The sequence below is a fragment of the Pseudomonas sp. NGC7 genome (assembly GCF_047159675.1).
In the GTDB taxonomy this organism is placed as follows: domain Bacteria; phylum Pseudomonadota; class Gammaproteobacteria; order Pseudomonadales; family Pseudomonadaceae; genus Aquipseudomonas; species Aquipseudomonas kermanshahensis.
The window spans coordinates 4,102,941-4,123,840 of record NZ_BAAFZY010000001.1 but is presented as its reverse complement, the minus strand read 5'-3'; the positions used below and the strand labels follow the sequence as shown (position 1 = coordinate 4,123,840).

The following is a 20,900-nucleotide window of genomic DNA, read 5'->3' as shown; positions in this document are numbered from 1 at the left end:
CTTGCCGGCGATGGGGCGCACAGCGGCCCCGGTCATGCTCAGCTATTCCAGTCAGGCGCAAAGTCGGGGCTGACCACGCGCTGATCTTTCGGCAAACCCGCAATCAATGCCCGGTCTTCATCATCCAGCCGCACGTCCAGCGCCGCCAAATTCGCCAATTGGTTCTCGCGGCTGCTGGCCTTGGGGATCACCGCGACGCCGTCCTGGTCGAGCAACCACTTCAGTGCCACCTGGCTCGGCAGGACGCCATGCTTGCGGGCAATCGCCTGGATCACCTCTTGTTGCGCCGCCTGCCCGCGTGCCAACGGGGTGTAGGCGGTGAGCAGCAAGTCGTGGCGGCGCGCATAGTCGAGCAACGGCTGCTGGTCGAGCAGCACGTGGTACTCCACCTGAATGGCCGACAACGGCGCGCCCAGCGTCTCGACCACTTGGCGCAGCAGGCCAAGCGGGAAGTTGGCGACACCAATGCTGCGCGCCTTGCCTTCGTCACGCAGGGCTACCAGGGTCTCGATGCTGCGGGCCAGGTCCCAGTCCTTGCCCGGCCAGTGGATGTGGAACAGGTCGACCTGCTCGGTGCCCAGCACGCGCAGGCTGTCTTCCAGCGACTGACGCATGGCCTTCGGGTCCAGGCGGTCCCACCAGACCTTGGTGGTCAGGTGGATCTGCTCGCGTGGCACGTCGCACTCACGCAGGGCTTGGCCCACGGCTGCTTCATTGTTGTAGGCGGTGGCGGTGTCGATGTGTCGGTAACCCAGGTCCAGGGCCTGGCGAACGGCCTGGGTGCACTCGCTGCCGGTCATCGGCCAGGTGCCCAGGCCGATGCAGGGCAGGTCCAGGCCGTTAGGGGTGGTGAGCCTTCGCATGACAGTTCCTTGTAGTGGTTACAGAGTCCGTAGGGGATGGTCTTCGATCAGCCCGGCGCGGACCATGCGCGGCGGGGCGAAAGTGGTCGATCAGCGAACGGAAATTGCGTTTGGCCTGGACAAGCGCTAATTGAACTTCCTTATGCTCGTCTATCTCTTCTAGAATTCGAGCTGTTTCATCCGCCAGGCCAGCCCTGTGCGGCTTTCCCTGGGCGCAGCATCCGGCCGCGCCGCCGTCGAGAACGCCATGAGTTCCAGCACACCGCTGTCCGGAGTCAACCAACCGCTGCGTGGCATCGCCCTGGTGGTGGTGGCGACGTTCCTGTTCGCCAGCCACGATGCCCTGTCCAAGTTCCTCGGTGGCCTGTACCCGATCATCATGGTGGTGTGGGCGCGTTATGTGGTGCACACCCTGCTGATGGCCGGGATCTTCCTGCCCAAGTCTGGCCTCAATGTACTGCGCACCCGTCGCCCGTTGTTGCAGACCCTGCGTGCCCTGAGCCTGCTCAGCACCAGCCTGCTGTTCACCACCGGCCTGCAATACCTGCCGCTGGCGGAGGCCACGGCGGTCAACTTCCTCGCGCCCGTGCTGGTCACGGCCTTGTCGGCACCCCTGCTCAAGGAGCGGGTGACGGTGGGGCAGTGGGTGGCGGTGGTGATGGGCTTTATCGGGGTACTGGTGGTGGTGCACCCCGGGGGTGCGATGTTCACGCCGGCGATCCTGTACCCCTTCGGCTCGGCGCTGGGCTTCTGCTTCTATCAGTTGCTGACGCGAATTCTGGCTGCCCACGACAGCCCCACCACCAGCAACTTCTATGCAGGGCTGTGCAACACCCTGGCGATGAGTGCGCTGGTGCCGTTTTTCTGGGAGGTGCCGCGCTGGGACCACGCGCTGTTGATGCTGGCGCTGGGTGGTTTCGGCATGACGGCCCACCTGCTGCTGACCCAGGCGTTTCGCCATGCCGCACCGGCGCTGCTGGCGCCGTTCAGCTACTGCCAGATCGTGTTTGCCGGGCTGCTTGGGCTGCTGTTCTACAGCCAGGTGCCAGACAGCCTGAGCCTGGTGGGGATCTCGATCATCTGCATCAGTGGCCTGGGCGCGGCGTGGATGCAGCGGAGCAAGTGACACGGCCTGGGTTCATGGCGAGGCCATGAACTGCAGGATCCGCTCGCGCAACCAGCGCTCGGCCGGGTCGTTGTCCTGGGCGCCACTCCAGACCATCGACAGTTCTGCCTCGGTGATTTCGAAGGGCGCTGGGTCGGCGCGCAAGCTGCCGTCATCGGCCAGGGCGCAGGCGGCGTAGTCCGGTACTGTGGCGATCAGTTCGGTGTTGCGCAGCAGCGCGCGCAGGCTGCCGAACTGCGGCACGGCCAGCACCACCTTGCGGCAACGGCCGATGCGCGCCAGGTCCAGGTCGATGTTGCCGCTCATGTCGCCAGAAAACGACACCATCACATGCGGGCGGGCGCAGTACTCGTCGAGGGTCAGTGGCCCCGGTCGATCGTCGGCGCGCAGCACGCGCACGCCAATGTCGCGCAACTTGCGGCGCTTGGCGTTGGCCGGCAGGTCGGTGGTGTAGCTCACACCCACCGAAATCTCGCCGCTGGAGAGCAGGCCCGGCATCAACAGGAAGTTGGCCCGCCGCACCACCACGCTGATTTCCGGTGCCTCTTCGCGCAAGGCCTGAAGCAGGGCAGGGAGCAGGCCGAACTCGGCGTCGTCCGAAAGCCCGAGGCGGAATACGTTGCAGCTGCTAGCGGGGTCGAACGCCCGCGCACGGCTGATGGCAGAAGAAATCACATCCATGGCCGGCCCCAGCTCGGTGAAAATCTGCATCGCCCGTGGCGTGGGCTCCATGGCCCGACCGTTGCGGATCAGCAGCGGGTCGTCGAACAGCTCGCGCAGGCGGGCGAGGGCGGCGCTGACGGTGGACTGGGTGATGAACAGTTTTTCGCCGACGCGGGTCAGGTTGCGTTCGATCATCAGGGCTTCGAACAGCACCAGCAGGTTCATGTCGACGCGGCGCAGGTCGTTGCGGTTCATGGGGCTTGGCTCACGGGGTTTAGGGAATTGACGGTGTATTGAAGCACGGCGCAGGCCCGCTTGCCTTGTATGGATGTGCCGGCCTCTTCGCGGGGCAAGCCCGCGAATCTACCTGTGGGAGCGGGCTTGCCCCGCGAAAAGGCCCGCACGGCAAAACGCTGACAGAGCCAGCCTATTACCCCGTAATACTCGCTCTATTAGAAGTCTGCCCAAGCTCGGCTAGTCTTTCCCCTGGCCCTGTGAATTCCGCGGCCGGGGCGCGCCTGAGCACCTGTGTTCAAGACCGTAGCGCCCCGCCGTGACAGCTTCGCAAGCCCCGTGTCGGCAAGACACCGACCAGACCTGATGAGGGGTAGGCACGAGCCCAAGCGCTCGGCTGATAGAACACCTGGCATAGACCGGAAATCTGGATAACCGACCCAAAGGTACCCACAGATGTCGAACGAATCGAAATGCCCGTTCCATCAAACCGCAGGTGGCGGCACCACCAACCGTGACTGGTGGCCTGACCAGCTCAACCTGAGAATCCTTCACCAACATACCGCCAAATCCGATCCGATGGACCCGGATTTCGACTACGCCAAGGCCTTCAAGAGCCTCGATTTCCAGGCCCTGAAGCAAGACCTGACTGCCCTGATGACCGACTCCCAGGACTGGTGGCCCGCCGACTTCGGCCACTACGGCCCGCTGTTCATCCGTATGGCCTGGCACAGCGCCGGGACCTACCGCATTGGCGATGGCCGCGGTGGCGCCGGTTCTGGTCAGCAGCGGTTCGCTCCGCTCAACAGCTGGCCGGACAACGTCAGCCTGGACAAGGCCCGGCGCCTGCTGTGGCCGATCAAGCAGAAGTACGGCAACAAGATTTCCTGGGCTGACCTGATCGTCCTCACCGGCAACGTCGCGCTGGAGTCCATGGGCTTCAAGACCTTTGGTTTCTCTGGCGGGCGTGCCGATGTGTGGGAGCCGGATGAAGATGTGTACTGGGGCTCGGAAAAAGTCTGGCTGGGCGGCGATACCCGCTACGGCAAGGAGCAGGTCAAGGCACAGGAACCCGGCCAGGGTGACCTGGTTGCCGAACCCGCCAAGCACGGCGAAGAACAGAGCCGCAACCTGCAGGCCGAGCGCAACCTGGAAAACCCGCTGGCCGCCGTGCAGATGGGCCTGATCTACGTCAACCCGGAGGGCCCGGAAGGCAACCCTGACCCGGTCGCTTCGGGCAAAGACATCCGCGAAACCTTCGGCCGCATGGCCATGAATGATGAAGAGACCGTGGCGCTGATCGCCGGGGGCCATGCGTTCGGCAAGACCCATGGCGCAGGCCCCGCCGACAATGTGGGGGCCGAGCCCGAGGCTGCGGGCCTGGAGATGCAGGGCCTGGGTTGGGCCAACAAGTTCGGCTCCGGTAAAGGCCCCGACACCATCACCAGCGGCCTGGAAGTGACCTGGACCTCAACCCCGACTAAATGGAGCAACGAGTACCTCAACAACCTGTTCAATTTCGAGTGGGAGCTGACCAAGAGCCCGGCCGGTGCGCACCAGTGGCGGCCGAAGGAAGGCAAAGGCGCAGGCACCGTGCCGGATGCCCATGACCCCAGCAAAACCCATGCGCCGTCCATGCTCACCTCCGACCTGGCGCTGCGCTTCGACCCGATCTACGAGCCGATCGCCCGCCGCTTCAAGGACAACCCCGACCAATTGGCGGACGCCTTTGCCCGTGCCTGGTACAAGCTGATCCACCGCGACATGGGCCCGCTGGCGCGCTATCTCGGGCCAGAAATGCCCAACGAGGAATTGCTGTGGCAAGACCCGCTGCCTAAAGCCGACCCGGTATCGTTGGGCGAGCAGGATGTCGCTGCGCTCAAGGCCAAGATACTGGCTTCAGGCTTGAGCGTGGGCGAGTTGGTATCGACCGCTTGGGCTTCAGCTTCGACCTTCCGTGGGTCCGACAAGCGCGGTGGTGCCAACGGTGCACGCTTGCGCCTGGCACCGCAGAAAGACTGGGCTGCGAACCAGGGCGTAGGCAAGGTCTTGGCAGCGCTAGAGAAGATCCAGAGCGAGTTCAACAACGGTGGCAAGAAGGTCTCCCTGGCCGACCTGATCGTGCTGGCAGGTACCGCCGCCGTCGAGAAGGCTGCCAAGGATGCGGGTTACAGTGGCAGCGTCGGCTTCCGCCCCGGCCGCGTCGATGCGTCCCAAGAGCAGACCGATGTCGAGTCGTTCGCCGTGCTGGAACCGTTGGCCGATGGCTTCCGCAACTTCACCAAGGACCGCTACAGCGTCAAAGCCGAGAAACTGCTGCTGGACAAGGCCCAACTGCTGACACTGACGGCGCCCGAGCTGACGGCGCTGATCGGCGGCCTGCGCGTGCTGGGTGCCAACCATGGCGGCAACAAGGACGGGGTGTTCACCGACAAGCCGGGTACGTTGAGCAACGACTTCTTCCGCAACCTGCTGGACATGGGCGTGGAGTGGACGCCGACGTCAGCCGACAACGAGCGCTTTGAAGGCCGGGACCGCAAGACCGGGCAGGTTAAATGGACGGGCAGCCGTGTTGACCTGGTGTTCGGTTCGCATGCCCAGTTGCGGGCGTTGAGCGAGGTGTATGGCAGCAGCGATGGCAAGGACAGGTTTGTGAAGGCCTTCGTTGCAGCTTGGGTAAAAGTCATGGAGCTGGACCGCTTTGATCTGAAATAAAGCGTGCCTGAAACCTCACCACCCGTGTAGGAGCAGCCTTGTGCTGCGAAGAGGCCGGTACAGATAGCCGCAATTCGGGCTGCCTGTACCGGCCTCTTCGCAGCACAAGGCTGCTCCTACGTCGGTGGCCATCCCGCCAATTCCAGGTCGGATAGATACAAAAGTGTCCTCGTTCGTTCTGTTGCAATGCTTCTCAGGCGGCCGGCCTGAAACAGCGTGCTCACAACGACAAGGAACCCGACCATGCACATGCCAAAAACCCTGAAGATCCGCAACGGCGACAAGGTCAAAGCGACCTTCTCCGCTCAGGAATACGCAGCCCGCCACGCCCGTCTGCGGGCCTACATGGCCGAGCAGGACATCGAAGCGGCGATCTTCACCTCGTATCACAACGTCAATTACTACAGTGATTTCCTCTACTGCTCGTTTGGCCGCCCCTATGCACTGGTGGTGACCCAGGACAAGGTCGTCTCGATCAGTGCCAACATCGATGGCGGCCAGCCTTGGCGGCGCACGGTCGGCACCGACAACATCGTCTACACCGACTGGCAACGCGACAACTTCTTCGTCGCCATTCAACAAGCGCTGCCGCTGGCCTCGCGCATCGGCGTGGAATACGACCACCTCAACCTGCAAAACCACGCCAAGCTCGCCGCCTGCTACCCCAAGGCCGAGTTGCTGGACGTCGGCGCCCCGTGCATGCGCATGCGCATGATCAAGTCCGCAGAAGAGCAGGCGTTGATCCGGCACGGCGCGCGGGTGGCCGATATCGGCGGCGCGGCAGTGGTCGAGGCCCTGCGTGAGCATGTGCCCGAGTACGAAGTGGCGCTGCACGCCACCCAGGCGATGGTTCGCGAGATCGCCACGTCTTTCCCTGACGGCGAGCTGATGGACACCTGGACTTGGTTCCAGTCCGGGCTCAACACCGACGGCGCGCACAACCCGGTCACCAGCCGCACGGTGGGCAAGGGCGAGATCCTCAGCCTCAATTGCTTCCCGATGATCGCCGGCTATTACACCGCCCTTGAGCGCACCTTGTTCCTCGACCATTGCCCGGATGATCACCTGCGCCTGTGGCAGGCCAACGTCGAGGTGCATGAGGCTGGGCTGAAACTCGTGCGCCCGGGCATGCGCTGCAGTGACATTGCCCGTGAGCTGAATGAGATCTTCCTGCGTCACGACCTGCTGCAGTACCGCACGTTCGGCTATGGCCATTCGTTTGGGACGTTGAGCCACTACTACGGTCGCGAGGCGGGGCTTGAGCTGCGCGAAGACATCGACACCGTGCTGGAGCCGGGCATGGTGGTGTCGATCGAGCCGATGATCATGCTGCCCGAAGGGCGGCCGGGTGCTGGCGGTTACCGCGAGCACGATATCCTCATCGTCAACGACAGCGGCGCCGACAACATCACCAAGTTCCCGTACGGGCCGGAGCACAACATCATCCGCAAATGATGCTCGGTGCCGGCCCCTGTAGGAGCGGGTTTACCCGCGAAGAGGCCGGCACCAACAACAATAAAATCACTGTATGACCACCAGACCCTGCCTCCAATTAGAAGAACCAGAGGGTACCCGTCATGTCCAGCACCACCCTGAACGCCTCAATCCTCGGCGGCGCCGTGCACAGCGCCGAACGCCAGGCCCTGCGCAAGGCCGCGCGCGCCAGTTTCATGGGCAACTTCGTCGAATGGTTCGACTACGCCGCCTACGGCTACCTCGCCACCATCATTGCCGCCACGTTTTTCCCGCAAACCGACAAAACTACCGGCCTGCTGGCGACCTTCGCGGTGTTCGCCCTGTCGTTTCTCGTTCGCCCGTTGGGCGGCGTGGTCTGGGGCCACTTTGGTGATCGCCATGGGCGACGCAACGCGCTGTCGTTGTCGATCCTGATCATGTCGATCTCGACCTTCTGCATCGGGCTGCTGCCCGGCTACGCGCAGATCGGCCTATGGGCACCGTGCCTGTTGCTGCTGATACGCCTGGTGCAGGGCTTTTCGGCGTCGGGCGAATACGCGGGGGCATCGGCCTTCCTGGCCGAATACGCGCCCCAGGGCCGGCGTGGCCTGTACACCAGTATCGTGCCGGCCAGCACGGCAGCGGGGTTGCTGTTCGGTGCGGCGTTTGTGGCGGTGCTGCATGAGCTACTCAGCACCGAGGACCTGCACAGCTGGGGCTGGCGCCTGCCGTTCCTGCTGGCTGCACCGTTCGGGCTGGTGGGCCGTTACATCCGCATGAGCCTGCAGGACACTCCCAAGTTTCTGGAGATGGAGCAGCGTCTCGAGAACAAGGCCTGCATGACCCCGGCACCGATTCGCGAGTTGCTGACCCAGCATCGCCGCAGCCTAGGCATCGGTATCGGCGTGACGTGCCTGAACGCGGTGGCGTTCTACCTGCTGCTCAGCTATATGCCGACGTACCTGTCTACTGAGCTGGGCATGACCGAGCGAGATGCCTTCATTGCCTCGACGGTTTCATTGGCCACTTACATCGGCCTGATTTTCCTGATGGGGCGGCTGTCGGATCAGTTTGGCCGCAAGACCATGCTGGTGATCGCCTCGCTGCTGTTTTTGGGGCTCACCGTGCCCTTGTTCACGTTGCTCGATGGGCAACCGCTGCTGGTGATTCTGGCCATCCAGATTCTGTTTGGCGCGATGCTGGCGATGAACGATGGGACCTTGCCGTGCCTGTTGGCGGAGATCTTCCCGACGCGGGTGCGCTTCAGTGGTTTCGCCCTGAGCTTCAACGTGGCCAATGCCTTGTTTGGCGGGACGGCGCCGTTCATTGCCACCTGGCTGATACAGGTTACCGGCAGCAAGCTGGCGCCGGCGGGGTACCTGTTGGCCGCAGCACTGGTGGCGCTGGTGGCGATGCTGATGTGCCGGGAGACGGCGCATGCGGCCTTGAAGGATTGATTCTATCTGTGCCGGCCTCTTCGCGGGCAAGCCCGCTCCCACCGGTCCCCCACCGCGCTCAAGGTGAGTGGAAATCCTGTGGGAGCGGGCTTGCCCGCGAAGAGCCCAGCACTGTCTGATGTCAGTGTAACGAAGCCTGCCGCCGCTCCCCCAGCGGCGACAGCCCAAAAAACCGGCTGTAGCTCTTGGAAAAATGCGCCGGCGAGCTGAACCCGCACGCCAACGCCACCTCTCGCACCTGCACATCGCTACGCAACAACAGCTCCCGCGCCCGCGACAGCCGCAACTCCAGGTAATACTGGCTGGGCGTGCGCTGCAGGTATTTATGAAACAACCGCTCCAATTGGCGCACGGTCACTTCATTGAGGCTGGCCAGCTCCTCCAGCCCCAGTGGCTCCTCCAGGTTGGCTTCCATGATCGCCACCACCTGGCTCAACTTGGGCTGAGCGCTGCCGAGCAGGGTGCGCAGGGGCACCCGCTGGCGTTCGCGCTCGCCACGCACACGGTCGCACAGCAGCAGTTCGGCGGCCTTGGCGGCGATGTCTTGGCCGCCTTCTTCCCGGGCCACCAGTTGCAGCATCATGTCCATGGCCGCCACACCGCCCGAGCAGGTGTAGCGGTCGCGGTCTAGTTCGAACAGCTGGCCAGAAATGACGATACCGGGGAACTGCTCCTGCAACGTCTGCATGTCTTCCCAGTGGATGGTGCAGCGGTAGCCCTTGAGCAACTCGGCCTTGGCCAGCAGGTAACTGCCCGTGCAGATGCCGCCCAATGGCAGGCGTTGGCGGGCCAGCTGGCGTAGCCAGTCGATCAAGGGCCGGTTGCCACGGCTGCGATCGATCGGGTTGGCCCCGACCACCAACAGGGTGTCCAGCGCCGGGGCGTTGTCGATGCTGTAGTCAGGCAACACGCGCATGCCGTTGCTGGCCGCCACCGGTTCATCGCTGGCGGCGATCAGCACGGTGCGGTACATCGGCCGGCGGGCCGCCAGGTTGGCCATGCGCAGGGTCTCCACCGCCGACGCCAGGCCGATGGTGGTGAAGTTGGGCAAGATCAGAAAACCGAAGGTCTTGGCGGGCGAAGGCGTTACGATTGCAGAAACGGGGTGGACCATTGCGATCTTCCTGTGCAAGCTGAGGCGTGATTCGTCGGGGGCAGTGAGAAAAACAGGCCTCGCATGATTCTTGTTGTTATAGGTCGTTACCCGGTCGATCTTACACCCCGGGCTGGTGGCCAGGAATGGACCTGAATGCAGACAGAAGGTGAACCTACGTGAACCCCGAATCCATGCTGGCAGCGCTGCCAGGTTTCGCCCTCGCGCCTGAGGCGATCCAGGTATTGCCCGATGCCGCGGCGTACCGTCGCTGCCTGCTCGAGCGCATCGCGGCGGCGACCCGGCGCATCGTCATCGTCGCCCTGTACCTGCAGGAAGACGAGGCCGGGCAGGAAGTGCTCGATGCCTTGTACCAGGCCAAGGCCGCGCGGCCAGGCCTGGAAATTACTGTCGTGGTCGACTGGTTCCGTGCCCGCCGTGGCCTGCTGGGGGGCGGGCGGCAGCCGGGTAATGCGGCCTGGTACCAGGCCCAGCGTCAATTGCGTGGGCTGGATGTGGTGATCCATGGCGTTCCGGTGCAAACCCGCGAGCTGTTTGGTGTGTTGCACTTGAAAGGCAGCATCATCGACGACTGTGTGATCTACACCGGTGCCAGCCTCAACAACGTGTACCTGCACCGTTTCGACCGCTATCGCCTGGATCGCTATCACCTGTTCCAGTCGCCTGCGCTGGCCGATGCCATGGTCGACCTGGTTAGACGTTTGCTGCACCACACCGCCACACCGCGGCTGGACTTGCCGGCACCGCCCGCGACCCGCAGCTTGCGCGGTGACATCCGGCGCTTGCGCGCGCGGCTGCGGCGCATGGTCTATGAGGTGCCCGCCGGCGAAGCGGGGCAGGGCTTGCGGGTCATCCCGCTGCTTGGCGTTGGGCGGGGCAACCCGCTCAACAAAGCACTTTGCGCACTGCTGGCCGCTGCACGCACTCAGATCATCATCAGCACGCCTTATTTCAATCCGCCTCGGGTATTGATGCGCGAAATCGACCACGCGCTGGACCGTGGCGTGCGCGTGGAGCTGATCGTCGGCGATCGCACGGCCAATGACTTTTATATCGCTCCGGGTGAGCCGTTCAGTGCTAGCGGTGCGTTGCCCTACTTGTACGAGGACAACCTGCGCGCCTTTGCCCGCCGTCGCCAGGCCGCGCTTGCCAATGGCCAGCTCGAAGTGCGGATTTGGAACGACCCCGGGCACACCTTCCATGCCAAGGGGTTGTGGATCGACCAGCGTTATTCGCTGCTGACCGGTAACAACCTCAACCCGCGTGGTTTCAACCTGGACCTTGAGAATGGCTTGCTTATCGATGACCCAGCAGGGCAGTGGTTGGTGCCTCGGGACGTGGAATTGACGGGGATACGCCGGCACGCACGAAAAATCGATTCAGCGGCCGAGCTCGGGGTCAAGGCCGAGCACCCCAAGGAGGTGCGCAAGCTCTTGCGGCGGTTGCGCTATAGCCGCCTTGAACCGTTGATCAAGCGGGTGCTTTAACGGTGTGGGAGGGGCTCTGAAAAAGTGTGGCAAGCGCATACAATCAGCCCATTTCCCACGTTAACCAGATAGGCCAAACCGTCTATGGCGCTTGATCCACCCACGATGCTGACGATTACGATCGCCCTGGCAGCCGCTGCTGCTTTGTACCTGGCGATCGAATGGCGCAGCGTTCGCGAGGCTTCACTCCTGTTTTGGAGCGCGGGCTTCGCCACTATTACCGTCGGCTCCACCCTGGCCCTGTTGCGTGGCATTGGCTTGCTGTTGATCGGCATCTGGTTCGCCAACGGGTTGCTGGTGGTGGCGCATGCGTTTTTCCTGATGGGGGTGTTGCGCTTTACCCAGAACCGCCTGTCGCGCACCTGGTTGCTGATGGTGCCGATGTGGTTCGCCTTGCTGCTGCTGCCCGCGGGGCCGGAGTGGTCGAAGGTGATGCTGATGGTCAACTCGTTGCTGGTGGCGCTGTTGACCCTCAAGGCCAGCTTTTTGTTGAAGCCCCACGGCAGGTCGCTGAGCGTGGGCGCGGTGCAATTGCGCTATGTGTTGCTGATCCATGGGTTGTTCTATGTGGCGAAGGCGATCATTGCGATCACGCCGGGCACCTTGATTGACCTGGCGACCTTTGGCGGGCTGATCATTCAGATTTCCCTGGTCGAGGGGGCGATGGCGATCATGTTGATTGCGCTGTCGATGACGGGGACGGTGCGTTATCGCCGTGAAGAACGTATCGCCCGGCTGGCGGCGCGCGATCCGTTGACGGCGCTGTACAACCGGCGGGCGCTGGAAGTGCGGGCGCCGCACTTTTTCAAAGAGGTCAGCCCGGCGCGGCCGGGGGCCTTGCTGTTGATTGATATCGACAACTTCAAGCTGGTCAACGATTTGCACGGGCACATTGCGGGGGATCGGCTGTTGATCGCCTTGAGCGAGATGATTCGTGCGGTGTTGCCGGAGCGGTCGCTGGCGGCGCGGCTTGGGGGGGATGAGTTTGTGATTCTGCTCAGTGAGGCGACGCGGGAGCGGGTGGTGGAGCTGGGTAGCCAGTTGCGTGAGCGGTTTCAGCAGTTTGCTGGGCAGACGGTGCCTACGCCGCAGGCGGTTACGTTGAGTATTGGGGCTAATGTGTTTGATCAGCCGCCGGTGAGTTTGGCGGCGTTGATTGAGCAGGGGGATGTGGCGTTGTATGAGTCGAAGCGCGGGGGGCGTGACAGTATTCGGCTGGTTGAGCGGGAGGGTTTGGTTTCTTGATCGTGGGTGTGGGTGTTGGTTTTGAGGGGGTGGTTGATCCAGCATTGGGGCGACGCTTAGTCACCTTTCCGCCCTTACGGCGGGTCACTTTTTGGCAAACGCCCCAAAAAGTAACCAAAAAGGGCTGCGCTCCATCATACGGCCCCTACGCTGCGCTTCGGGGTCCCCTCGCTACGGCCTTGCTCCCGGGAGGACCGCGCTGCAGGGCCCATCCTGGGCCCCAGCGCTTGACGGGCATCCTTGCCCGTCACCTCCCTTCGCAAGGCCTGCGCTCGGCCTCCTGAGTCGCTGAAGGTCAAAAGCCAGATCAAGATCAAGAGCCGGCGCTAGATCACCGCTTTCAGGTCACTACCTGGTAGCACGGCACATAGGCGGCACCACCCGGCAACTTCATGCGGTGCTGGTCGACGAATGCTTGTAACAATCGCCCCAGTGGCTCCAATACTGCGCTGTCGCCGCGGATCTGGTAGGGGCCGTGTTCTTCGATCAGGCGGATGCCTTTGTCCTTGACGTTGCCGGCAACGATGCCGGAAAACGCTCGGCGCAGGTTGGCGGCCAGTTCATGGGGCGGTAGCTCGCGGCGCAGGGCGAGTTCGGCCATGTTGGCGTGGGTCGGGTCGAACGGGTGCTGGAAACCCTCGTCGATCTTCAGCAGCCAGTTGAAGTGGAAGGCGTCGTTGCGTTCACGGCGGAACTGTTTGACCTCCTTGAGGCCTTCGACCATGTGGCGCGCGACTTCGGCCGGGTCATCGATGATGATCTGGTAGTGGCTTTGCGCGGCTTCACCGAGGGTGGCGCCGACGAAGGCGTGCAGTTGCAGCAGGAACTGCTCGGCACTGCGGGGGCCAGTGAGCACGACCGGGAAGGGCAGGCCTTGGTTGTCCGGGTGCATGAGGATGCCGAGCAGGTAGAGGAACTCTTCGGCAGTACCGGCGCCGCCCGGGAAGATGATGATGCCGTGGCCGACACGGACGAAGGCCTCGAGGCGCTTCTCGATGTCCGGCAAGATCACCAGTTCGTTGACGATCGGGTTGGGCGCTTCGGCGGCGATGATGCCCGGCTCGGTCAAGCCCAGGTAACGGCTGCCGTGCATACGCTGCTTGGCGTGGGCGATGGTGGCGCCTTTCATCGGGCCTTTCATTACCCCAGGGCCGCAGCCGGTGCAGACGTCCAGCTTGCGCAGGCCCAGTTCGTGGCCGACCTTTTTGGTGTATTGGTATTCTTCGCTGCTGATCGAGTGGCCGCCCCAGCACACCACCATCTTCGGCTCCACGCCTGGGCGCAGGGTGCGGGCGTTGCGCAGCAGGTGGAACACGTAATCGGTGATGCCCTGAGAGCTTTCCAGGTCAATGCGCTGGCTGGCCAGCTCGCTTTCGGTATAGACGATGTCGCGCAGGGCGCTGAACAGCATTTCACGGGTGCTGGCGATCATTTCGCCATCGACGAAGGCATCGGCGGGGGCATTCAGCAGCTCAAGGCGTACGCCCCGATCTTGCTGGTGGATACGCACCTCGAAGTCCTTGTAGGCCTCGAGAATGGTTTTGGCATTGTCGACATGCGCGCCGGTGTTGAGGATGGCCAGCGCGCACTGGCGGAACAGGGTGTAGAGGCTACCGGTACCGACTTCGCTCAGTTGCTGGACTTCACGTTGCGACAGCGTCTCCAGGCTGCCTTTGGGGCTGACGGATGCATTTATGACATGGCGTTGGGGCATCTAAGTCTTTCCTGTGCAGGTAAAACATCCTTCTTAGACAACACCATAAGTCATGCGAAGAGCTTTTGCACACCCAGCGTAATCGCCAGCCCGCCCCCCACCAGCCAAAGGTTCAGTATCGCCCCGGTCAGCAGCGCCCGTGGCCCTGCCTGGCGGATCTGGCTGAAGCGTGTCTCCATCCCTAGCGCCGTCATGGCCATGGTCAGGGCAAAGGTGTCGAGGCTATTGATCGCCTGGGTCACACTGCCAGGCAGCACCTGCAGCGAGTTCACCAGCACCAGCGCCAGGAAGCCGAAAGCGAACCAGGGCATGGCGATGCGGCCGTTGCCTTGCGCCTGGCCCGGCTGGCGGGAGCGGCTGATCCACAGGCCTACCACCAGCAGCACCGGCACCAGCAGCATCACCCGGGTCATCTTGACGATGGTGGCAATGTGCGTCGCCTCGGGGCTGACGTTGCTGGCTGCACCTACCACCTGGGCCACTTCATGGATTGTGCCGCCCAGAAAAAGGCCCGCGCCCAGGGTATCCAGGTGCAGCCATCCGGCATTGATCGCCAAGGGGTAAAGGAACATCGACAGGGTGCCGAACAGCACCACGCTGCCAACGGCCATGGCACTCTTGTGCGGGGCGCTGCGCAGCGCCGACTCGAACGCAAGTACTGCAGCGGCGCCGCAAATGGCACTGCCTGCCGCAGTGAGCAGCGCGGTGTCGCGGTCCAGCTTGAGCAGCTTCATGCCGCACCAGAGCCCGATCAGCAGGGTGCTGACCACCACCAGCAGCGAAACCGTCAGGCCCGACCAGCCGACTTCGGCGATTTCCTGCAGGCTGACCCGTAGGCCGAAAAAGGCCACGGCGATGCGCAGCAGCCCGCGGGCCGAGAAGTTGATGCCCGCTGCCCAGCTCGCCGGCACGCCATCGCGCAGCGCGTTGCCGTACAGGGCACCGGCAACGATACCGACGATCAGCGGGCTGATGCCCAGGTTGGCGATGGCGGGCAAGGCTGCCAGTTGGGTGACGGCAAGCGCGAACAGCGCCACGAACAAAATGCCATTGAGCCGCCCTCGGGTAGAGAGGGTAGGCGCGTAGGCGGGGTGGGATGGAACCGTGGCCATGTGAGTCCTCCGGGAAAAGTATTTCGACAAGGCCTACGTTAATCTGGTTATAAGCTTATAAAAAATCGTAATTTAGGATGTGAAGTATCCGTTTAGCTGATATTTTGAATTCATGACCCCAGAACAGCTGATAACATTCGCCACCGTCGCCGAGCATGGCAACATCAGCCACGCGGCCCAGGCATTGCACCTGTCGCAGCCCGCCGTGTCCGGGCAGCTCAAGTTGCTGCAGGAGGCTTTCGGTGAGCCCCTTTACCAACGCGCGGGGCGCGGCGTTCGCCTCACGGCTGCAGGTGAGCAGTTGCTGGCCCATGCCGAGCGCCTGCGCGATACCTTCCGCCAGGCCCAAGCCCTGCGCGAGGCCATGCGCGGCCTGGAGCGCGGCACCTTGCGCATCGGCGCCAGTACCACGCCGGCCAGCTACCTGCTGCCGTACCTCATCGCCGACTTCCATGCACGCTACCCGGACGTGTCGGTGAGCACCTCCAATGGCAACACGGCTGAAATTGTCGCCGCGCTGGGCAGTGTCGATATCGCCTTGATCGAAGGGCCTCCCGGGCAGGAGTTGCCGTTGGGCACCGGGGTCACGCCGTGGCGTGAGGATGAGATCGTCGCGATCGTGCCCAGTTCTCATCCGTTGGCCGGTGACGAGGCGCAGACCTTGGAATCCTTGGGGGTCTACCCACTGGTGCTGCGCGAGAGTGGCTCAGGGGTGAGGCAAATTGTCGAGCGGGCGTTTGCCCGCAGTGGCGTGGCAATGCGCGTCGCGATGGAAATCGCCGGTGTGGAAGGGGTAAAGGAAGCGGTGCGGGCAGGTATGGGGATTGGCTTTGTGTCGGCCATGTCGATTCGCCATGAGGATGGCGTGTTGCGGCGGCTGCGCATTACGCCGCAGCCGTTGGTCAGGCGCTTTTCCATCTTGATGCCCCATGCCGCCACGCCGTCGCGGGCGGCGGCGCGGTTTATGGAGTTGTGTGTGGGCGAGCCCAAAGACGGTTAGCGAAGCTGGCCTCTCCCGGCGGTATCAACCCACCTTGAACACGTGCTTGAGATACGCCACGAAGTTCTCGTCCCGGCATTGGGTCTTGCCCGGGCTGTCGGAAATCTTCGCCACCGGCGCCCCATTGCACGCCGTCATCTTGATCACGATGTTCATTGGCTCCACCCCTGGGATATCGCAGGTGAGGTTGGTGCCGATGCCAAAGCTCACGTTAATCCGCTCATGCAGTGCGCGGTACAGGCCAAGCGCCTTGGCGAAATCCAGCCCATCCGAGAAGATCAGCGTTTTGCTTCGCGGGTCGATCCCCAGTTTTTCATAGTGGGCAATGGCCTTTTCTGCCCATGCCAGCGGGTCGCCCGAGTCGTGGCGCAGGCCATCGAACAGCTTGGCGAAGTACAAGTCGAAATCCCCCATGAACGCATCCATGGTGATGCAATCGGTCAAGGCGATGCCCAGTAGCCCGCGGTATTCCCGTACCCAGCATTCAAGTGCAGCGGCCTGGCTGTCGACCAGGCGCGGGCCCAGTTGTTGGTGGGCCATGAACCATTCGTGGGCCATGGTGCCGATGGGCTTGAGTTCCAATTCGCGGGCCAGGTGCACGTTGCTGGTGCCGACCAGGCGGCCAGGGAAGTCGCGCTTGAGAATGTGCACGACCTGCTCCTGGACCCGGTACGAGAAGCGCCGTCGGGTGCCGAAATCGGCCAGTTGAAAGCCTGCCAGCTCATCGGCACTCGCTTCGGCCTTGAGCCAGTCAAGCTTCTGGTACAGCCGCTCGCCCACGTGCTCCATCACCACTTCCCGATAGCGGTAGCGGTTGCGCACTTCGCTGATGATTGCCAGCAGCGGGATCTCGTAGAGGATCACGTGCAGCCACGGCCCGCGCACGCGGATTGCCAGCTGCCCGGCGTCGTCCAGGCCGACCTGCACGTAGCGCAGGTTGAAACGGAACAGGCTCAGAAAGCGGATGAAGTCCGGTTTGATGAAAGGGATTTTTTCGAGGTAGGCCAATTGGTCGTGGGTGACGGTGACATCGGCCAGTTGCTCGACCTGGTAGCGGATTTCTGCCAGGTAAGGGGAGAGGTCCTCACCGTTACGGCAGCGGAATTCCCATTCCACCTCGGCGTTGGGGTAGTTGTGCAGCACCGCCTGCATCATGGTGATCTTGTAGAAGTCGGTGTCCAGCAGGTTCTGGATGATGCGCGGGCCGAAAACGCTGTCACTCATGGGCGGTCTTCCTTGATCAGCGAGAGTTGGTAGTCGAGCGCGGCTTCGTCGCCGCAGAGGATGACACCCTCGGCGGCCAATGCGCCGCAGGCTGCGATGGCGCCGGCCTGGGTGAGGGCGCGGCAAGCCGGCAGGTACAGCAACACCTGGAACCCGGCCCGGCGCAGCTGGTGGGCGGTGGTCTTGACGCAGTAGTCCAGGGCCAGGCCGCCGACGATCACGGCGCCCACCTGCTGCACCTTGAGGTATTCGATCACCCCGGTGGAGCGGCGTTCGGCCAGGTCGTGGTAGCAGGCGCCATAGGGGTGCAGGTCGGATTCGACGCCTTTCCACACGAAGTAGTCGTAATCGATGGGGGCGGGCAGGCCAGGCAGCAGTTCGAAGCCGGGTGTGCCTGGCACGCAGTGGCTGACCCAGGTCAGGTCGGCATTGGCCAGCGGCAGCGGTTGCAGCATCTGGGCCGGGTCGGCAACCACCCAGGCTGCATTGGCCGGGTGAGCGTCCTTGCTGCCCAGGCGCAGGTCTGCACGCAGGGCCATGGCGTTGAGGTCGGCGGCGATTTCATCACCCTCGGGCACGGGTAGCTCCTGCGGGGCGTTGGCGGTGAAGCCGTTTTGCGCGTCGACATCGAAACTGGCGATCTTCATGGTGCTCTCCTCGCTGGCATGGTTATATATTCCACCTGGTGTATTAAGTGTGTCAAGCACTAGCCATTGAAATAAAGCCTCTTGTGCTACTTAACTGCTCTGGTGGATTATGGAGTTACTGAAGCGTGGAGCGTTCCCTTGAGTAGCACTGAAGTCTTGGCCAGCGTCGATATCGTCGCCTTACGCATGGCCCCTGAAGCCCAACATCTGCAAGTGTTGTTGCACCGCCGTGAGCGCGAACCGCACGCCGGCCAGTGGGCATTGCCGGGTGTGATCGTCAACGGCCGTATCCCCGACACCAGCCTGGAAGGCGCGGCCGACCGCGCTTTGCGGGAGAAGGCCCGGGTGGTGCCGTGCTACATGGAACAGGTGGGTACCGAAGGCAATGCGTTCCGTGACCCGCGTGGCTGGTCGCTGAGCACCTACTACCTGGCCTTGCTCGACCCAGGGCAGACCGTTGAAGGTGAGCAGCTGGCGTTTGTCGATATGGACAGCGTGCTGGGGCGCAAGGTGCTCTTGCCCTTCGACCACAACTTGCTGGTGGAGCGCGCCCGCGAACGGCTGGCGGCGAAGACTGTGTATAGCAGCTTGCCGCTGTACCTGCTGGCCGAGAAGTTCACCGTGCTCGATGCCTTGGGGGCGGTGCAGGCGTGCCTGGGGCAGGCGGTGAACAACACCTCGCTGCGCAAACGCCTGGAGCGCTTGCGCGAGCTGGGGTGGGTGAGGGATACCGGGGAGAAGAACCAGCCTAAGCTGGGTAGGCCGCAGCAGTTGTATCAGTACACGCCGCAGGGGGAGCGGCCGTTCATGTTTGACCGCAGTTTGTTGCCGGAAGGCGGGCTGTCTTAACTGCGGGCAGGCTACTGTCGCTGGAGCTAGTGCGCGCAGCGGCTGGTATCACCGTGCTCCGCCGGCGCCTTGCGCGCCGCAGCCAGCAGCGTCGCCAGCACGATCAACGCCGCCCCCGCCGCCATGCGCATACTCGGTTGCTCGCCAAACAACCACCACGCCCCAAGAATCGCATACACCGGCTCCAGCGCGATGATCATGCCGGCGGTACGCGCTTCAAGGCCTTCCAGGCTCTTGACGAACAGGAACTGCGACAGCCCGGTGCAGAACACGCCCAGCAGCGCCAGGTTGAGCCAGTCATGGCCGCCTAGGCTGGTGCTGCCCAAGTGAGTGAAGGCGAACGGTGCCACCAGCGCGGCCACGACCACGTTCTGCCAGAACGCCACTTGCATCGCGTTCATGCTCGATGCGCGGCGGCGGTTGGCGACCGTCAGCAAGGCGAAGGCAAGGCCAGACCCCAAACCCCACAGCAGGCCGACAGTGCCTTTGTCGAGCAGGTCGAAGGTGGGCACGACCAGCACCAGGCCTGCCGTCACCATCAGCAATAACAAACCTTGGGTGGCGCCAATGCGTTGGCCGAACACACCGCGCTCGATCATGGCGATAAAGGCGGGGAAGCTGGCAAAGCCCAGGGTCGCCACGGCCACCCCACCGACCTTGACGGCAATGAAGAAGGTCACCCAGTGGGCAGCCAGCAGCGCGCCGGTCAGGCCGAGGATTGGCAGGTTGCGCAAGGTCAGGGCGTCGAGCAGCCGGGTGCCCTTGAGCCCGGCGACGAAGCCCAGGGCAATGAAGGCAAAGGTGGCGCGGCCGAAGGTGATAATGCTGGCGTCGGCTTCGATCAAGTGGCCCAGGATGCCGGTCAGGCCGAACAGGACGGCGGCGATGTGGGCAACGAGCAGCGCGTTGCGGTGGCCGGTGGAGGCACCGGCTACGGGGAGGGAGGTAGCGATCATGGCAGTCAAATGCTTCACAATGTGCGCGCGCAAGCACTCCCGGCCGACGCGTCGCGGGTTTTCAAAACTGGGAGTTTTATCGTTATGAGCCCGGACGAATTGCCCGGTGCAAAAAGGCGCCACAGCGTTGGAATTGTGAAGCGAGGCTGTTTACTCGCAATTACCGCGTCTGCCAGCCCACGGCGCGGGGCTGGCTGATGTGTGTATTATTTTTGTATACAGGGTTGCAAGGCCGGTCGCGGGCGACGTCTGGTTGTCTGATCGCGACATTGATCGTTGTCGCGCCGCGCCGCCTTACTCTTCGCCGTAGTTCATGATCGACAGCAGGCGGATGGGCACCTGCACGAGCTGCTCCGGCCCGTGCGGGGTTTCGCCATCAAAGGTCAGGCTGTCACCCGCGTGCATGTGATAGAGCTGGTTGCCGTGGCGGTACACCAGTTCACCCTCCAGCAAATGCAGGAATTCCGTGCCTGGGTGGGCGAAGGTCGGGAACTCTTCGCTGGCGTCATCCATGCTTACCATGTAGGCCTCGAAGTGCTTCTTCGGGCCCCTGGCGTGATTGAGCAAATGATAGGTGTGGCCCTTTTCTGTGCCCCGGCGCACCACCTCCAGCCCTTCACCGGCCTTCACCAGCAGTGCATTGCCGTCAGGTTGGTCGTACTGGCTGAACAGCTTGGCCATCGGCATACCCAGCACATCGCACAGGCGGCTGAGGGTATCGAGGCTGGTGGACACCTGGGCGTTCTCGATTTTGCTAAGCATCCCTTGGCTGATACCGGCGATGCGCGCCACATCGGCGAGTTTGAGGGACTGGGCCTGGCGCTGGCGCTTGATCTGCAAGCCCAGGTACTGCTCCAGGCGAAGGCGCGGTTGGGTTTCGGTCGGCATCTAATGTCCTGCACGGTTTCAGTTCAAGAATAAAGATTTCGCACTGAGAAAGTGCGAAATGCTGCTGCGGTGGCAGTCGTTTTCCTCAGGTGAAAACAAGTTTCCCATATCTACAACGGAATTTCCTGGGTAATGGCGGCTGGCCTCTTCG

Annotated in this window: 17 protein-coding genes; 8 read left to right on the top strand and 9 right to left on the bottom strand. The window is 63.1% G+C overall.

Going from position 1 to position 20,900, the window contains the following annotated elements; all coding sequences use genetic code 11:
- Positions 1 to 38: 38 nt before the first annotated feature.
- On the bottom strand, positions 39 to 863 hold the full coding sequence (locus ACMCNM_RS18405; protein ID WP_412765106.1) for an aldo/keto reductase: 825 nt from the start codon (positions 861 to 863) through the stop codon (positions 39 to 41).
- A 247-nt stretch (positions 864 to 1,110) separates the two neighbouring features.
- Between ACMCNM_RS18405 and ACMCNM_RS18400 the strand changes: the two genes are divergently transcribed.
- The gene (locus ACMCNM_RS18400; RefSeq protein WP_027595346.1) at positions 1,111 to 1,989 is read left to right on the top strand and encodes a DMT family transporter; all 879 of its coding nucleotides are present in this window, start codon (positions 1,111 to 1,113) and stop codon (positions 1,987 to 1,989) included.
- 12 nt (positions 1,990 to 2,001) lie between these two features.
- Here ACMCNM_RS18400 and ACMCNM_RS18395 read toward each other — a convergent pair whose 3' ends face one another.
- Complete coding sequence (locus ACMCNM_RS18395; RefSeq protein WP_252823681.1) at positions 2,002 to 2,907, bottom strand: LysR family transcriptional regulator; 906 nt, start codon at positions 2,905 to 2,907, stop codon at positions 2,002 to 2,004.
- A gap of 435 nt (positions 2,908 to 3,342) precedes the next feature.
- On the opposite strand from ACMCNM_RS18395, the gene katG reads away from it, so the two are divergent.
- From katG to ACMCNM_RS18380, 3 genes are all read left to right on the top strand, one after another.
- Entirely contained in the window at positions 3,343 to 5,601 is a 2,259-nt protein-coding gene (gene katG, locus ACMCNM_RS18390) for a catalase/peroxidase HPI (protein WP_412765105.1), read from the top strand.
- 243 nt (positions 5,602 to 5,844) lie between these two features.
- Positions 5,845 to 7,056, top strand: coding sequence for a M24 family metallopeptidase (locus ACMCNM_RS18385; protein ID WP_412765104.1), 1,212 nt, complete (start codon positions 5,845 to 5,847; stop codon positions 7,054 to 7,056).
- 122 nt (positions 7,057 to 7,178) lie between these two features.
- Positions 7,179 to 8,513 carry an MFS transporter gene (locus tag ACMCNM_RS18380; protein WP_412765103.1) on the top strand — a complete coding sequence of 445 codons (1,335 nt, stop codon included), beginning with the start codon at positions 7,179 to 7,181 and terminating at the stop codon, positions 8,511 to 8,513.
- Between the two features lie 121 nt (positions 8,514 to 8,634).
- Here ACMCNM_RS18380 and ACMCNM_RS18375 read toward each other — a convergent pair whose 3' ends face one another.
- Entirely contained in the window at positions 8,635 to 9,627 is a 993-nt protein-coding gene (locus ACMCNM_RS18375) for a GlxA family transcriptional regulator (protein WP_186682574.1), read from the bottom strand.
- 173 nt (positions 9,628 to 9,800) lie between these two features.
- On the opposite strand from ACMCNM_RS18375, the gene pssA reads away from it, so the two are divergent.
- Both pssA and ACMCNM_RS18365 read left to right on the top strand, forming a co-directional pair.
- Entirely contained in the window at positions 9,801 to 11,114 is a 1,314-nt protein-coding gene (pssA, locus tag ACMCNM_RS18370; RefSeq protein ID WP_412765936.1) for a CDP-diacylglycerol--serine O-phosphatidyltransferase, read from the top strand.
- A gap of 84 nt (positions 11,115 to 11,198) precedes the next feature.
- Entirely contained in the window at positions 11,199 to 12,359 is a 1,161-nt protein-coding gene (locus tag ACMCNM_RS18365; protein WP_186682578.1) for a GGDEF domain-containing protein, read from the top strand.
- A 340-nt stretch (positions 12,360 to 12,699) separates the two neighbouring features.
- Here ACMCNM_RS18365 and ppnN read toward each other — a convergent pair whose 3' ends face one another.
- Together ppnN and ACMCNM_RS18355 are read right to left on the bottom strand one after the other, a co-directional pair.
- Positions 12,700 to 14,073, bottom strand: a complete 1,374-nt coding sequence (gene ppnN / locus ACMCNM_RS18360; RefSeq protein WP_085274328.1) for a nucleotide 5'-monophosphate nucleosidase PpnN — start codon at positions 14,071 to 14,073, stop codon at positions 12,700 to 12,702.
- A gap of 50 nt (positions 14,074 to 14,123) precedes the next feature.
- Positions 14,124 to 15,185 carry a YeiH family protein gene (locus ACMCNM_RS18355; RefSeq protein ID WP_027595355.1) on the bottom strand — a complete coding sequence of 354 codons (1,062 nt, stop codon included), beginning with the start codon at positions 15,183 to 15,185 and terminating at the stop codon, positions 14,124 to 14,126.
- A 112-nt stretch (positions 15,186 to 15,297) separates the two neighbouring features.
- Between ACMCNM_RS18355 and ACMCNM_RS18350 the strand changes: the two genes are divergently transcribed.
- Complete coding sequence (locus ACMCNM_RS18350) at positions 15,298 to 16,185, top strand: LysR family transcriptional regulator (protein ID WP_412765102.1); 888 nt, start codon at positions 15,298 to 15,300, stop codon at positions 16,183 to 16,185.
- A 24-nt stretch (positions 16,186 to 16,209) separates the two neighbouring features.
- Here ACMCNM_RS18350 and pncB read toward each other — a convergent pair whose 3' ends face one another.
- Together pncB and ACMCNM_RS18340 are read right to left on the bottom strand one after the other, a co-directional pair.
- A complete protein-coding gene (pncB, locus tag ACMCNM_RS18345; RefSeq protein WP_099429045.1) occupies positions 16,210 to 17,409 on the bottom strand; it encodes a nicotinate phosphoribosyltransferase in 1,200 nt (399 codons plus the stop codon).
- On the bottom strand, positions 17,406 to 18,056 hold the full coding sequence (locus ACMCNM_RS18340; protein ID WP_412765101.1) for an isochorismatase family protein: 651 nt from the start codon (positions 18,054 to 18,056) through the stop codon (positions 17,406 to 17,408). Before ACMCNM_RS18340 ends, pncB begins: the two co-directional genes overlap by 4 nt.
- A gap of 138 nt (positions 18,057 to 18,194) precedes the next feature.
- On the opposite strand from ACMCNM_RS18340, the gene ACMCNM_RS18335 reads away from it, so the two are divergent.
- A complete protein-coding gene (locus ACMCNM_RS18335; RefSeq protein ID WP_412765100.1) occupies positions 18,195 to 18,905 on the top strand; it encodes an NUDIX hydrolase in 711 nt (236 codons plus the stop codon).
- A 26-nt stretch (positions 18,906 to 18,931) separates the two neighbouring features.
- Here the strand turns inward: ACMCNM_RS18335 and ACMCNM_RS18330 are convergent, their stop codons facing one another.
- Together ACMCNM_RS18330 and ACMCNM_RS18325 are read right to left on the bottom strand one after the other, a co-directional pair.
- Positions 18,932 to 19,861 (bottom strand): DMT family transporter, encoded by a 930-nt coding sequence (locus tag ACMCNM_RS18330; protein WP_412765099.1) that lies wholly within the window; start codon positions 19,859 to 19,861, stop codon positions 18,932 to 18,934.
- Positions 19,862 to 20,155: 294 nt separating this feature from the next.
- The gene (locus tag ACMCNM_RS18325; protein ID WP_027595361.1) at positions 20,156 to 20,749 is read right to left on the bottom strand and encodes a helix-turn-helix domain-containing protein; all 594 of its coding nucleotides are present in this window, start codon (positions 20,747 to 20,749) and stop codon (positions 20,156 to 20,158) included.
- Positions 20,750 to 20,900 lie beyond the last annotated feature (151 nt).